We start from the raw sequence: 14,040 nt of genomic DNA, 5'->3' as shown, positions 1-14,040 counted from the left end.
GTAGGTGCACCTTGTCTAGTAACGATGCTATCGAGGCCCGCCATCGTTTACGGGTTCCCTCGGCTTTTACCATCCTTTTTGTACTGACGGTGCTAGCTGTTGTCTGTACCTGGTTTGTTCCGGCGGGGAGTTACTCAAAGATGAGTTACGCCGCTGGCTCTAACCAGTTGGTCATTGTGGACCCCAGTGGAGCGACGACGAAGCATACTGCAACCCAGGCGACTCTCGACAAGTACGGTGTCGCAATGAAGATCTCGGAATTTACATCGGGGTCAATAACGGGATCAGTGTCAGTGCCAGGCACCTATGAGCGAGTCGCTTCTCACCCCGCAGGCATTGGAGATATCACTAACGGGATGGTGACCGGCACGATTGAGGCCGTCGACATTATTGTCTTCATTCTCGTTTTGGGCGGACTCATTGGGGTAGTGAAAGCGAGCGGCGCATTCGAGGCTGGCCTTGGTCGACTCACTGCGAGATCGAAGGGCAAGGAGTTTTTGCTTGTCCTCTTCGTATCTCTCTTCATGATCGTAGGTGGTACGACCTGTGGACTCGAAGAAGAGGCAGTTGCTTTCTATCCAATCTTAGCACCGGTATTTATAGTGATGGGATATGATGCCCTCGTTGTTGTGGGCTCAATCTTCCTTGCTGGATCGATTGGTACCTGCTTCTCGACTATCAATCCGTTCTCCTCTGCAATTGGTGCGAACGCCGCTGGTATCCGGCTTACTGAAGGGATGACCTGGCGCGTCATTGGACTTGTCGGAGGTGCTATTGCCGTGGTGATCTATTTGGCGTGGTACTCAAAGAAGGTCAAGGCCAATCCTGAATTCTCCTATGCGTGGGAAGACCGGGAAGATTTCGCAGCCCAGTGGTCGCTGGGTAATGACGGTGCTGAGATCGGTTTCGACTGGCGGCGTAAGGTTATCCTGTTCCTCTTTGCCGCAGCTTTCCCGATTATGGTCTGGGGAGTGATGGCTCGAGGCTGGTGGTTCCCAGCTATGGCCTCGTCCTTTCTTGCTATCACGATTATCATCATGTTTATTGCCGCTATGGGGCCGAACAAGCTCAGTGAGAAAGAATTGGTCGACTCCTTTAGTGCGGGGTCATCTAGCCTTGTTGCCGTCTCTCTTATTATTGGCTTGGCGCGTGGGATTAACCACATTCTCAATGAAGGATTGATTTCTGACACGTTGCTGTATGAGTCGGCAAAGGTCGTCTCTCATGTCAGCGGTCCGGTCTTTGTACTGTCCTTGTTGATCGTATTCTTTTTGCTCGGCTTCATCGTGCCGTCATCGTCAGGACTGGCAGTCTTGGCCTTGCCGATCATGGCGCCGCTAGGAGACACCGCAGGAGTCTCGCGGGCTACTGTGCTGTGTGCGTATCAGTGGGGTCAGTACGCGATGCTCTTCTTGGCGCCTACTGGCCTGGTAATGGCAACCCTGCAGATGCTGGACATTAAGTACTCACACTGGCTGAAGTTCGTGTGGCCGTTGGTGGTATTTGTCCTCGTCTATGGCGGGATACTGCTCGTGCTTCAGACGGTGGTGTGATCGGCACGTTCGTCAGCGAGTACACGTTGCGACGAGTACATGACGTAGAGTGTGTGCGCCATGCCCAATAACACCTTGCAGCACACCGAGGCCCCGACCTATCGAGTCGTGACCTACGGGTGTCAGATGAATGTCCATGACTCCGAGCGCATCGCCGGGCTTCTCGAGGAGGCCGGCTACGTTCCCGATCCTAGAACTGACACCTTGGCGCCAGCTGATGTCGTTGTCTTCAACACCTGCGCGGTGCGAGAGAACGCTGATAACCGTCTTTATGGCACCCTCGGCCACATGGCTGCAGTAAAGTCGGCCCATCCTGGGATGCAGCTAGCTGTCGGCGGCTGCATGGCTCAGAAGGACAAGGACACCGTGGTTGCGCGAGCTCCGTGGGTTGACGTCGTTTTTGGCACCCACAACGTTGGCTCGCTGCCGGTTCTACTTAAGAGAGCTCGCCACAATGCAACAGCTCAGGTGGAGATTGAGGAGTCTCTGGTCACCTTTCCATCGAACTTGCCTGCCAGGCGCGATTCCGCCTACTCGGCGTGGGTGTCCATCTCGGTGGGCTGCAACAATACGTGTACTTTCTGCATCGTCCCGCAGTTGCGTGGCAAAGAAACTGACCGCCGTCCCGGCGAGATCCTGTCTGAGATCCGTGCTCTCGTTGACGAGGGAGTCCAGGAGATTACGTTACTGGGTCAAAACGTCAATTCCTATGGAGTTCAATTCGGTGATCGTGGCGCTTTTGCTAAGCTGCTCCGCGCCTGCGGAAACATCGACGGCCTAGAGAGGGTGAGGTTCACTTCCCCACATCCGGCCGCTTTTACCGACGACGTTATCGAGGCTATGGCTGAGACTCCTAACGTCATGCCAAGCTTGCACATGCCGCTGCAGTCCGGTTCTGACGAGGTGCTGCGTCGGATGCGCCGTTCGTATCGATCCACGAAGTTTCTGGGCATCCTCGACCGGGTGCGCGAGGCCATCCCTCACGCTGCTATTACTACTGATATTATTGTCGGTTTTCCGGGTGAAACCGACAAAGATTTCGCCGAGACGATGCGAATCGTTGAGGAGTCGAGATTCTCTGCGGCTTTCACGTTCCAATATTCTATCCGTCCTAACACTCCGGCTGGCGTCATGGAGGATCAGGTTCCGAAACCGGTCGTTCAGGAGCGCTACGAGCAACTTGTCGAGCTCGTTGACGACATTGCTTGGCAAGAGAACAAGGCCCAGATTGGACGGGCTGTCGAGGTCATGTTTGCGCAAGGGGAGGGTCGCAAGGACGAAGCTACCCATCGCGTTACGGGCCGTGCCCGCGACAACCGCTTGGTTCACGTCAGTCTTAACCCCGGTGATGATGTGCCGCGTCCCGGTGATATCGGTGAGGTTGTTATTACGTCTGGTCACCCGCATCACTTGGTCGCTGATGGTGGCTTGGTGAATTTACGTCGCACTCGCGGGGGAGACGCGTGGCACGCCCGTCAGGAGTCCCGGGGTACTCCTACGGTGCTCGGACTTCCCACCGTGGGAGTGCCGAGACACTGACCGATGGGTCTTACAGGTATGGCATTTTACTGACAGTGGGGAAGATAGACGAGGGATGGCGCTCAATGGAGCACCACCCCTCGTGTTGCAGCACTTCTGCTCCCATCCGGAGCGGGTCCCTGGGACAGACTGCGTTATGTTGTGGACGACTCAGAGGTCGCCAAGCTTGTCTTTGAGGGCGTCCTGGCCCTTGTCGATCTGATCGGAGAACTTGCCACCGGTCTTGTCGTCGACAGCGTTGCCAGCCTTGTCGATGCCCTGCTCGACCTGATCGCTGTGCTGGCTGGCCTGATTCTTGATGTCGTCCTGGTGGTCGCTGATGGCGTCCTTGGCCTTATCGAAGAGTCCCATGTGATCTCCTTTCGGGAGTTTTCCCCCTCTCGGGGATGACTCTTGCAAGGCTACACACGGGATAGTCCACCCTTGCGAGGCTTTTCGCTCTACGCGTTGTTGTAAGGATGTCGCGACGGTGCGCAAAAATGAATATGTGAATTTGCCGGTCATCTGCCTCGTCGGGCCCACTGCTAGCGGAAAATCAGGGCTAGCGGTGCGAGTGTGCCGCCGCTTGTATGTCGATGAGCACCCCGCCGAAATTATTAATACTGACTCGATGGTGGTGTATCGCGGAATGGACATTGGCACTGCCACCCCTACACTGCGCGAGCAGCGCACGGTAGTGCATCACCTGGTGTCGATTCTTGATGTGACTGTGCCCTCCTCGCTAGTACTGATGCAGACGCTGGCCCGTGATGCCGTCGAGGATTGTCTGTCGCGTGGTGTCATCCCTGTCTTGGTGGGAGGGTCTGCGCTGTACACCAAGGCCATCATTGACGAAATGTCCATCCCGCCAACTAATCCGGAAGTGAGGGCTCGGTGGCAGGAGAAGCTAGATGCTGAGGGGCCGCAAGTTCTGCATGACGAGCTTGCCCGTCGCGATCCCAAGGCGGCTGAGTCAATCTTGCCCGGCAACGGCAGGCGAATCGTTCGTGCCCTCGAAGTTATTGACCTGACAGGGGCCTTTACTGCCACGATCCCCGACGGGACCCTCCACTGGCCTAAGACGGTGCAAATGGGCTTAGAACTACCGCGCAAAGACATAGACCAGCGTATTGCTGATCGGGTCGACCAGATGTGGGCAGACGGTTTCGTCGACGAAGTGCGTTCCCTAGCTAACGTCGGTCTCCGCGAAGGGCTGACGGCGAGCCGTGCGTTGGGGTACCGCCAGGTGCTGGAATATCTGAATGGGGACTACGACGAGGATGAGGCCCGCCGTAGGACCATCATTGGCACTCGTCGCTTCGCCCGTAAACAGCTCATGTGGTACCGCCGTGACGACCGCATTGAGTGGTTCAATGCCCTCGCCCCAGACCTTGATGACCGGGTTGTGGCGAGGGTGTTGACCGCCTTGAGGACCGACGAGGAGGATTGACGCTATGACGACCTTCTGGAAAGGACACGGCACCGGCAATGACTTCGTCATCGTCGACCAGCAGGACCCGCTGACTTCCGCGCAGGTGCGTTGGCTGTGCCATCGCCGATTCGGGATCGGGGCCGACGGTACTCTGCAAGCTCTGCGGGCCGGTGATGTTGAGGACTGGAATGGCGATCCTGACCTGTGGTTCATGGATTATCGCAACGCTGACGGCACGATCGCTGAAATGTGTGGCAACGGTTTGCGTGTCTTCGCACGCTATCTCGTCCAGACTGGGCGCATGACGACTACTGAGGCTGACGTCGCGACGCGCGCTGGGGTGCGTCACGTCAAACTGCATGACGACGGTGATGTGTCCGTGACTATGGGAACAGTCCGGGTTGAGTCCGACAAGGTGACCATCGAGCATCAAGATATGTGGTGGCCGGCGTGCAAGGTTGACGTGGGCAACCCGCATGCTGTTGTTGTGACCGACCACACCACAGTCTGTGGTATTAACCTTAATGACTCACCGACTTGGCGGCCACGATCTGCATTCCCTGATGGCGTCAACGTCGAATTTGTCGAGCAGATAGACCAGCACACCGTGGCGATGCGAGTCCATGAGAGGGGCCCGGGGGAGACGATGTCTTGCGGTACGGGGACGGTGGCAGTTGCTGCAACCATGGCCACTCGCACCGGACATCGAGGACCGTGGACCGTCCAAGTTCCGGGTGGGCGAGTCGTCGTCACGCTGAGCCCTTCCGATGACGGCTACCGGGCTATCCTTACCGGTCCTGCCGTGATCCTGGCCGCTGGCAAGGTGGATCTGCCGAATGGATGAGAGGGCGAACACGCCCTTGTCAACCTGTCGGAACGTCCTCCTACACTTAGCGCGATGGCACTGGGGTGTGAGGACGGGTACCGGGTGAGCGAGATCGAACAAATCGACAACGAGCGCGAAGACGCGCTGAAGAGCAACAACGGTTTTAGCGATGACCAGAGCGACTACGACGGTGACCAATTTGATCTGGATGCACGCCTATCGCTGACACGCGTGCCAGGTATGTCAACTGATCTGTCGGATATTTCCGAGGTTGAGTACCGTCAACTGAGGCTGGAACGAGTGGTGCTGTGTTCGGTGTGGACTCAGGGAACTGCCGCAGACGCCGAGAACGCTATGGCGGAGCTGAAAGCCCTTGCTGAAATGGCGGGATCTCAGGTACTCGAAGCTGTCATGCAACGTCGGACTACCCCGGATCCGGCGACGTACATTGGTTCGGGCAAGGTGGCTGAGCTTGCCGAGGTGGTGCGGGCGACTGGTGCCGATACTGTCATTTGTGACGGTGAACTTGACGCCGCTCAGTTGCGCAACCTCGAGGATCGGGTCAAGGTCAAAGTTGTGGACCGGACGGCCCTGATTCTCGACATATTCGCTCAACATGCGCGCAGCGTTGAGGGTCGTACTCAGGTGGAACTGGCTCAGCTTAATTACCTCAAGCAGAGATTGCGTGGTTGGGGCGGCAATCTCTCGCGTCAGACTGGTGGACGAGCCGCCGGAGGCGCTGGTATCGGTGGTCGTGGTCCCGGTGAGACCCGTATCGAGACTGACCGTCGACGTATTAGCCATCGGATTGCGGTGTTGCGTCGTCGTCTCACGCACATCGAGTCCACCCGTGCCTCCAAACGGGCCGATCGCATCCGAAACAAGGTGCCATCGGTGGCTATTGTCGGGTACACCAACGCTGGTAAGTCCTCCTTGCTCAACAGGCTCACCCGCGCCGGGGTACTCGTCGAGAATGCTCTGTTTGCAACCCTTGACCCCACGACTCGACGCGCCACCACTTCCGACGGTCGGGTCTACACCCTCACTGACACGGTGGGGTTCGTTCGACACTTGCCGCACGACCTCGTCGAGGCCTTTGCATCTACTCTGGAGGAGACGGCGATGGCCGATGTGCTCCTCCACGTTGTGGATGCGGATGATCCAGATCCACTTGGCCAGGTCGACGCAGTACGCGGGGTGCTGTCGGGAATTGGGGCCAGTAATATTCCTGAGATTCTCGTCCTTAACAAGATTGATCGTCTTAGCGATGAAACCATCTTGACCTTGCGCTCTACCTTCCCGGGGGCTTACTTAGTCTCTGCTCATACAGGTGAAGGAACCGATAAACTTGTTGAGGCCATCGAGGACGTACTTCCCATACCTTCCCAGCGCGTCGACGTCGTTATTCCTTATGCGCGCGGGGATCTTATGGACAAGATTCACCACAACGGAACTATCGGATTCATTGATCACACTGCTGATGGCACTCATGTCGTCGCTCACCTTCACCCTGCTCTAGCGGCCGAGGTTGAAGAGGCTTGTGATGGGGTCTGAGCCGGCAGACGTCAGCCAGATGTGTCGTGACCTGCTCAGCACTGCCGTCTCTGAGATGGGTGGTCAAGAGAGGCCGGGCCAAGTCGCGATGGCTAAAGCTGTCGACCAAGCTATGCGCGACAAGTTGCACTTGTTGGTCCAGGCCGGCACAGGAACGGGAAAGTCCCTCGGATACTTGGCTCCGGCCCTGGTCTATTGCGTCGAAAAAGGGGCACAAGTCATCGTCGCTACCGCTACGCTTGCCTTGCAGGCTCAGCTTGCCTACAAAGATATTCCGACCATCCTTGACGCATCTGAGAAGGTTTTGTCTCGTAGGCCGAGGGTGGCAGTCCTCAAAGGACGAAACAACCATATTTGCCTGCACAAGGTGCGGGGTAGTTCAACCCGCACCAAGGGACAGGATGCCCTTGTCCCCGGCGCAGATCTCGTTGTCGCTGCCGACGACGGTCGGGAGGTCGAAGCAGCTCCGGAATCTACGCTGGGCGCCGAGGTTGTCATGTTGCGGGAATGGGCCGAAAAACAGGTTGAGGAATCTGGACTGGGTGATCGCGACGATGCTCCTGCCCATACTCCGCTCGCATGGGCTCAGGTGAGCGTGCCAGCCAATGAGTGCCTTGGGGTTCAGCGGTGCCCGTTTGGCAGTGAGTGCCTCTCGGAGGCTGCACGGGAGCAGGCTCGAAATGCTGACCTGGTGGTCACCAATCACGCGATGCTCGCGATCGATGCTCTCAATGGCGGACGCGTCCTACCGGAGCATGACACGGTCATTATCGACGAAGCCCATGAGTTGGTAAACCGGTTTACCAGGGCCGCTTCGAAGGACCTCTCTCCAGCTATCGTGACGATGACGGCGAAGCGGGCTATGACTTGGCTCGATGACGACGTGGGCGCCGACCTGTTGAATCAGGCTGATTCCATGGCCCATGCCCTGGAGGCCATCGCCCCAGGTCGGGTCACCACGCCGGACGCCCAAGTCATCCAGACCTGTGCTGTGTTGCGTGACCTTGCTCGCGTGGCAGTCAGCCAGCTGGACCGAAACGACGAGGACTCTAGGGAGCCAGTCGATGCGGAGAGAGTACAGGCTCAAGCCGCGATGCGGGAGGTTTTCGAGACCGCCGAACGCATGGTGGGGCTGGCCGCCGCCGACGTGGTGTGGGTCTCTGAGTCTGAGAAGGGATACCGCAGCATTCACGTCGCTCCGCTGAGTGTTGGCGGCTTGCTACGAGAAAATGTCTTTGCTCAGTCCACGACGATATTAACTTCGGCGACCTTATGCATTGGTGGTAATTTTCTCGCGATAGCGCGCGATGTCGGACTGTCCCCGCGCGGGCAAATTGAGGGAGACGCTCCGGAAGTCTTCGAGACTCAGATGGGATGGCGGGGAGTTGATGTTGGTTCACCCTTCGACTATTCGAAGCAAGGAATTCTTTATGTCGGTAGGTCGTTGCCCCGCCCGGGGCGCGACGGTATTGCACCTGAGGTTCTTGATGATCTTGCTGAACTCGTGTGGGCAGCCGGTGGGAGGACTTTAGGACTGTTTTCTTCCCAGCGCAATGCTGTAGCTGCTGCTGAGCACATGCGCAGTGCTATGCCTGATATTCCGGTCCTGTGCCAGGGAGAAGGGCACCTGGCTGATCTCACTCGGCGATTCGCGGCTGATCCGCGTACTTGTCTATTTGGAACTGTGTCGCTGTGGCAGGGGGTCGATATTCCTGGCGACACTTGCCGTCTGGTTGTTATTGATCGGGTTCCGTTTCCACGCCCTGATGACCCGCTCATGGCAGCCCGGAGTAAGGCTGTTGAGGACGCTGGTGGCAACGGATTTATGACGGTGTCGGCTGGCCATGCCGCGCTCTTGTTGGCCCAGGGGGCTGGTCGTCTCATCCGTCGTGCTGACGATCGCGGGGTGGTCGCCGTTCTCGACCCACGGCTGGTGACTGCCAGGTACGGCAATTTTCTGCGGGCGTCGATGCCGCCCTTCTGGACTACGACCGATCGAGAGATGGCTGTTGGGGCGTTGCGAAGACTGGGGGAATAATGATGAAGTTCTTGATCCCGACCCGGTATTTTCGTCGTGATCGATTTCGGCCGAGGCACACCAAGGATAGGGAAGAGAGCCCTGCGGCTAGGTGTTTTATGGGGCCGCTTTAGAGTCGTCTCAGCAATGACACAGCCTGACCCAGCAGAGAAGCATCATCGAGATTAATTGGTGAGTGGGTAGGGTTGGATGCCAACAGCCATCGCCGTCCCGAGACGTTGGATAAGGTGCGAACGACGGTCGTTCCGCCCGCTGTGGCTGCTACGAGGTATGTCTCAGGTGGATCGTCGGGTAGATCGCTTACCGATATACGTCGCACCACTACGAGATCTCCGGAGTGGATATGGGGAGACATTCCGTCGTCGCGGACGATGATCACTGCGTGCTCGCCGTGACTTAGAAGCTGGGGTGGCACCGCGATGACGGTTTCATCGTGTTCTTCGTTACTCGGATTGAGGAGTTTGACTTGAAAGGCTTGCGGTCCGTGCGGATCGCAAGCCTCGACGGTTTCTTCGACCACCTCGAGGGTGCCATTGGTTCGACGTAGCAGCCCTAACTCGATGAGGGACGAAATACGCCGCTGGACTGTTGATGTGCTCGCAGCTCCTGTCGTCTCAGCAAGGGCGCGAACTGTTGGGGCTTTGCCGTCGCGACGCAGCCCTTCCTTGACGGCTGCCAAGACTTCGCGTTCCTTGGCAGAGGGCTCACGGGTATTCGTGAACGGAACAGCCGACGAGACGGCGGCCGGGTCCGAGGTATCGGTTCCGGGCGTATCGGTGATCATGGCAGTCACGGTATAGGGCAGCTACGACAGTTTCCCCATCAGTGGCGTTTTGGCTCCGTGCGAGGAGTGTGGGGGCAAAAACTGGGCACCTAATCCGCTCTGACTAGGTTGTTCTCCTCGTGTTCCATAGTGATGACGGCGAACTTGTCGGTTCGGGGGAATGTCATTGATGACACCGGCGGACCTGTGGCCGCCGGACCCTCCCTGGGATATCTTCCGGGGCCGCTGACGGGAGCGGATGGCTCTCGTCGACAGAGAGGTGATCCGATGAGTGCGCAGACGTACGAGTGGTATATCGAGACGGCGTCCAGTCGCCGAGGTGGCCTGGTCGTCGGACCGTGGCAGGATGAGTTGGCCGAACCGGTGGTCGTTATCGATCGACGGGAATTGATGGCGGGACGCCCTAGCGCTATTGCGCGCCGTAAGTCCCTCCACGACCGGTTCTGGGATGCTGCTGTGCTGGCAACTATCGCTGTCATGATCGTCGGGGTGATTCTCGCCCTAGGGCGCCTCGGCCAGATGTGGCAAGGGGATCCTGCCAGTGAGCATGAGGATCATATGGGCGTTGCCCCGGTTGACGCGCATCAACCTGGGGCACCCTCCGATGCCGGATCCTGACGAGGGGCCGGTCGCAGGGGCGTTCGTCTTCGGCGTGTCGCGCGTGGCGACTTGACGCAGGGTCCAGCACCGTCCTCGAAAAATCACCCTTGGATACCAGATGTTGTGGCAGGTAGTTTCATGATCCCTATAAGTTGTGTTTTTGACCCCAGTTAGGAGTAGTCTTTCAGGACGACGGTAAGTCAGCTGTTCGGAACCTCGTGAGGTTGGGGAAGGAGGCGATGATGCGCTGCCCGTTCTGTCAGCATGATGACTCTCGAGTCCTGGATTCGCGGGTATGCGAAGACGGTACTGCGATCCGTCGAAGGCGGCAGTGCCCGATGTGTGAGCGACGGTTTACGACCATCGAACGCATGCAGATGACGGTTCACAAGCGCAACGGCATCGAGGAGCCCTTCTCCCGTGACAAGGTGATCCGTGGTGTGCGCAACGCATGCAAGGGACGCCCGGTTACAGATGCCGATCTAGCTTTGCTGGGACAACGCGTCGAGGACGGTCTACGGGCCCGAGGGGTCGCGGAGATACCCAGCGAGGAAATCGGGTTGGCGATCCTGGGGCCACTGCGTGAGCTTGATCCCATCGCTTACCTGAGGTTTGCCAGCGTTTACTTGAAGTACAACACTATCGAGGACTTTGCTACTGAGATTGATCGGTTGCGCGACGAGTCCTCCGATAAAACGAAGTCCTCGAGTCGTAAACGGCTTTCAAAGCAGGACGAGCCACTGTTCTGACGAGCTGTGTGCCGAGCGTGCCACAGTTCGCACTAAGTACCGACACCAACCACCCGTATCACCGAAAATTCTGAGGGAGCCATGACCGAGACCAAGTCCGCACCACGCAGGACGAGCCGCTCTAAGGGGCTGCACGTTGAGCGCATCTTCAGCACTGAAGGTGTTCATCCTTATGACGAGGTGACCTGGGAACGCCGTGATGTCGTGCAAACGAACTGGCGTACCGGCGATGTGGTCTTTGAGCAGCGCGGGGTCGAGTTCCCCGACTTCTGGAGCGTTAACGCCTCGACCATCGTTACCAATAAGTATTTCCGTGGTGCTCTAGGTACCCCGGCCCGCGAGGATAGCCTCAAGACCCTCATCGACCGAGTCGTCAATACCTATGTGACCACTGGGCGAAAGAACGGTTATTTCGCGTCTGATGACGACGCCAAGGTCTTCGGCGAGGAACTGACCTGGCTATTGGTACACCAGTACTTCAGCTTCAACTCCCCGGTGTGGTTCAACGTCGGTACCACGAGTCCCCAACAGGTTAGCGCTTGCTTCATTCTTTCGGTGGATGACTCGATGGAGTCGATCCTCAATTGGTACCGAGAAGAAGGATTCATCTTTAAAGGTGGTTCTGGTGCTGGTCTCAATATTTCTCGTATCCGTTCCTCGAAGGAACTACTGAGCTCCGGTGGCACGGCTTCTGGTCCAGTCTCCTTTATGCGTGGTGCTGATGCTTCAGCGGGAACCATCAAATCAGGCGGCGCCACTCGTCGTGCTGCCAAGATGGTCGTCCTTGACATCGATCACCCCGATATCGAAGAGTTCATCGAGACCAAGGCGCGCGAGGAGGACAAGATTCGTGCTCTGCGCGATGCCGGGTTCGACATGGACCTGGGCGGGCGCGACATCGTCAGCGTTCAGTATCAGAACGCCAACAACTCGGTGCGTGTCTCCGATGCCTTCATGGCCGCTGTTGAGCAGGGTAAGCCCTTCGGTCTGATGTCCCGCACCGAGCCTGACAAGGTGCTTGACACCGTTGACGCCAAGGAACTTTTTGGCAAGATTGCTCAGGCTGCTTGGGAGTGCGCCGATCCCGGCTTGCAATATGACGACACCATCAATGCCTGGCATACCACCCCGAATTCCGGACGGATCAACGCGTCCAACCCGTGCTCGGAGTACATGAGCCTAGACAATTCCTCATGTAACTTGGCTAGCCTCAACCTGCTGAAGTTCCTCGACGAAAATGACCATTTCGACGTCGAGAAATTCACCAGAGCTATTGAACTCGTCATCACCGCAATGGATATCTCCATTTGCTTTGCTGACTTCCCGACTGAGGCCATTAGTAAGACGACACGTAACTTCCGTCAGCTCGGTATCGGATACGCCAACCTGGGCGCCCTTCTCATGGCGCTGGGCCTGGGTTACGACTCGGATGGTGGACGTGCCCTCGCAGCTGCCATCACGTCCCTCATGACTGGCGTCTCCTACCGACGTTCCGCTGAACTGGCTGCCATCGTCGGTCCCTATAGCGGATACGCCGAAAACGCTGAGCCACATCAGGCAGTCATGGCTAAGCATCGCGATGCCAACCGTCAGGTTCACCCTTTGCACAACAATGACACCGCTGTCTTGACCGCCGCCAAGGCAGAGTGGGACAAGGTCGTCAAGCTCGGGCATACCAATGGTTTCCGCAATGCCCAAGCGTCCGTTCTTGCCCCGACTGGCACCATTGGCTTCATGATGGACTGCGATACCACCGGTATCGAACCAGACTTCTCGCTGGTCAAGTTCAAGAAGATGGTCGGCGGCGGCTCGATGCAGATCGTCAACCAGACGGTGCCGCGTGCCCTCAAGAACCTCGGCTACACCCCCGAGCAGGCTGAGAAGATCGTCGCCTACATCGCCGACAACGGTTCGGTCGTTGGTGCTCCTGATCTCGATGAGGCCCACTACGAGGTTTTCGATTGCGCCATGGGCACCCGGTTCATCGCCCCGATGGGTCACGTACGGATGATGGCTGCCGTTCAGCCCTTCCTGTCCGGTGCCATCTCTAAGACTGTCAACCTGCCGGAGTCTTCTACGGTTGAGGATATCGCCGGGGTTTACATGGAGGGTTGGAAGCTTGGCCTCAAGGCTCTGGCTGTCTACCGCGACAACTGTAAGGTCGGTCAGCCTCTCTCTGAGGCCAAGAAAAAGGAAGAGGAAAAGAAGGCCGAACCGGAAGTCCGCATCGAGTACCGCCCGCGTCGTCAGCGTCTACCGAAGTCGCGCATGGGCCGCACCACCAGCTTCCAGGTCGCAGGAGCCGGCGGTTACCTCACTACTGGCGCTTACGACTCCGGGCGCTTGGGCGAGATCTTCCTCAAGCTTGGTAAGCAGGGATCCACCCTTGCCGGTGTTATGGACGCTTTTTCTATCGCGGTGTCTATCGGTTTGCAATATGGTGTGCCGCTGGAATCCTTCGCCCAAAAGTTCTCCAACCTCAAGTTTGAGCCAGCTGGCATGACCGACGACCCTGACATTCGGATTTCCTCGTCGATCATTGACTATGTCTTCCGTCGTCTGGCCCTCGACTACCTTGACTTTGATGAGCGTGCCGAGCTGGGTATCTACACCGCTGCCGAGCGTGCTCGCTACGTCCAGACGGGGTCCTACCTGTCTGATGAGGAGGATGAGCTTATCGACTCTGAGACCCTCAAAGACACGCCGGCCGACCGCGTCCGGGTGCATGAGGACGGAGCTAACCAGCCCGGTCTTTTCGCAACTCAGGAGGCGGTCGAGCAGGTCGGTGAAGCACACACCAGTGCTGAGCTTCTCGAAGAGCAGATCGGTCGTGAAGTTGACGCCCCCCTGTGCTTGACCTGCGGGACGAAGATGCGTCCCTCGGGATCGTGCTACGTCTGCGAGGGGTGCGGTTCAACCAGCGGCTGTAGCTGATGACGCTATGAGCGGGGGCGGGGTGAGAGCTACGCCCCCGCTGTTGTGTCTT

The 14,040-nt window shown here is 57.8% G+C and carries 11 protein-coding genes; 9 read left to right on the top strand and 2 right to left on the bottom strand.

Features of this window, described 5'->3' with window-relative positions; genetic code table 11:
• The first annotated feature begins 11 nt into the window (after positions 1-11).
• Together LRP59_RS06450 and miaB are read left to right on the top strand one after the other, a co-directional pair.
• Positions 12-1,553 carry a YfcC family protein gene (locus tag LRP59_RS06450; protein WP_002513702.1) on the top strand — a complete coding sequence of 514 codons (1,542 nt, stop codon included), beginning with the start codon at positions 12-14 and terminating at the stop codon, positions 1,551-1,553.
• Positions 1,554-1,613: 60 nt separating this feature from the next.
• On the top strand, positions 1,614-3,092 hold the full coding sequence (miaB, locus tag LRP59_RS06445; protein WP_002513701.1) for a tRNA (N6-isopentenyl adenosine(37)-C2)-methylthiotransferase MiaB: 1,479 nt from the start codon (positions 1,614-1,616) through the stop codon (positions 3,090-3,092).
• Between the two features lie 150 nt (positions 3,093-3,242).
• Here miaB and LRP59_RS06440 read toward each other — a convergent pair whose 3' ends face one another.
• The gene (locus LRP59_RS06440) at positions 3,243-3,443 is read right to left on the bottom strand and encodes an antitoxin (protein WP_002513700.1); all 201 of its coding nucleotides are present in this window, start codon (positions 3,441-3,443) and stop codon (positions 3,243-3,245) included.
• A gap of 202 nt (positions 3,444-3,645) precedes the next feature.
• On the opposite strand from LRP59_RS06440, the gene miaA reads away from it, so the two are divergent.
• Genes miaA through LRP59_RS06420 form a run of 4 tightly spaced genes read left to right on the top strand, consistent with a single transcriptional unit; the run spans position 3,646 to position 8,921 of the window.
• Positions 3,646-4,521 carry a tRNA (adenosine(37)-N6)-dimethylallyltransferase MiaA gene (miaA, locus tag LRP59_RS06435; RefSeq protein WP_230606396.1) on the top strand — a complete coding sequence of 292 codons (876 nt, stop codon included), beginning with the start codon at positions 3,646-3,648 and terminating at the stop codon, positions 4,519-4,521.
• Positions 4,522-4,525: 4 nt separating this feature from the next.
• Positions 4,526-5,347, top strand: coding sequence for a diaminopimelate epimerase (dapF, locus tag LRP59_RS06430; protein ID WP_002513698.1), 822 nt, complete (start codon positions 4,526-4,528; stop codon positions 5,345-5,347).
• Positions 5,348-5,401: 54 nt separating this feature from the next.
• Entirely contained in the window at positions 5,402-6,883 is a 1,482-nt protein-coding gene (gene hflX / locus LRP59_RS06425) for a GTPase HflX (RefSeq protein WP_148378338.1), read from the top strand.
• On the top strand, positions 6,873-8,921 hold the full coding sequence (locus LRP59_RS06420; RefSeq protein ID WP_002533081.1) for an ATP-dependent DNA helicase: 2,049 nt from the start codon (positions 6,873-6,875) through the stop codon (positions 8,919-8,921). Before hflX ends, LRP59_RS06420 begins: the two co-directional genes overlap by 11 nt.
• A 109-nt stretch (positions 8,922-9,030) precedes the next feature.
• On the opposite strand, the gene LRP59_RS06415 is transcribed toward LRP59_RS06420, so the two are convergent.
• A complete protein-coding gene (locus tag LRP59_RS06415) occupies positions 9,031-9,705 on the bottom strand; it encodes a LexA family transcriptional regulator (protein ID WP_148378340.1) in 675 nt (224 codons plus the stop codon).
• 267 nt (positions 9,706-9,972) lie between these two features.
• On the opposite strand from LRP59_RS06415, the gene LRP59_RS06410 reads away from it, so the two are divergent.
• The 3 genes from LRP59_RS06410 (at position 9,973) to LRP59_RS06400 (ending at position 13,988) form a co-directional block, all read left to right on the top strand.
• Positions 9,973-10,323, top strand: a complete 351-nt coding sequence (locus tag LRP59_RS06410) for a hypothetical protein (RefSeq protein ID WP_002513694.1) — start codon at positions 9,973-9,975, stop codon at positions 10,321-10,323.
• A 224-nt stretch (positions 10,324-10,547) separates the two neighbouring features.
• Complete coding sequence (gene nrdR, locus LRP59_RS06405; RefSeq protein ID WP_014604456.1) at positions 10,548-11,054, top strand: transcriptional regulator NrdR; 507 nt, start codon at positions 10,548-10,550, stop codon at positions 11,052-11,054.
• An 81-nt stretch (positions 11,055-11,135) separates the two neighbouring features.
• A complete protein-coding gene (locus LRP59_RS06400; protein WP_002513692.1) occupies positions 11,136-13,988 on the top strand; it encodes a vitamin B12-dependent ribonucleotide reductase in 2,853 nt (950 codons plus the stop codon).
• Positions 13,989-14,040 lie beyond the last annotated feature (52 nt).

It is taken from the genome of Cutibacterium sp. 37298 (assembly GCF_023838685.1).
Classification (GTDB): domain Bacteria; phylum Actinomycetota; class Actinomycetes; order Propionibacteriales; family Propionibacteriaceae; genus Cutibacterium; species Cutibacterium acnes.
The sequence above is the reverse complement of the archived record's forward strand: the minus strand, read 5'-3'. Positions and strand labels throughout refer to the sequence as shown.

Excerpts from the sequence above, each read along its gene's own strand:
- miaB (WP_002513701.1), top strand. The coding sequence starts at position 1,614 with ATGCCCAATAACACCTTGCAGCACACCGAGGCCCCGACCTATCGAGTC.
- LRP59_RS06440 (WP_002513700.1), bottom strand. The coding sequence starts at position 3,443 with ATGGGACTCTTCGATAAGGCCAAGGACGCCATCAGCGACCACCAGGAC.
- dapF (WP_002513698.1), top strand. The coding sequence starts at position 4,526 with ATGACGACCTTCTGGAAAGGACACGGCACCGGCAATGACTTCGTCATC.
- hflX (WP_148378338.1), top strand. The coding sequence starts at position 5,402 with ATGGCACTGGGGTGTGAGGACGGGTACCGGGTGAGCGAGATCGAACAA.
- LRP59_RS06420 (WP_002533081.1), top strand. The coding sequence starts at position 6,873 with ATGGGGTCTGAGCCGGCAGACGTCAGCCAGATGTGTCGTGACCTGCTC.
- LRP59_RS06415 (WP_148378340.1), bottom strand. The coding sequence starts at position 9,705 with ATGATCACCGATACGCCCGGAACCGATACCTCGGACCCGGCCGCCGTC.
- LRP59_RS06410 (WP_002513694.1), top strand. The coding sequence starts at position 9,973 with ATGAGTGCGCAGACGTACGAGTGGTATATCGAGACGGCGTCCAGTCGC.
- nrdR (WP_014604456.1), top strand. The coding sequence starts at position 10,548 with ATGCGCTGCCCGTTCTGTCAGCATGATGACTCTCGAGTCCTGGATTCG.
- LRP59_RS06400 (WP_002513692.1), top strand. The coding sequence starts at position 11,136 with ATGACCGAGACCAAGTCCGCACCACGCAGGACGAGCCGCTCTAAGGGG.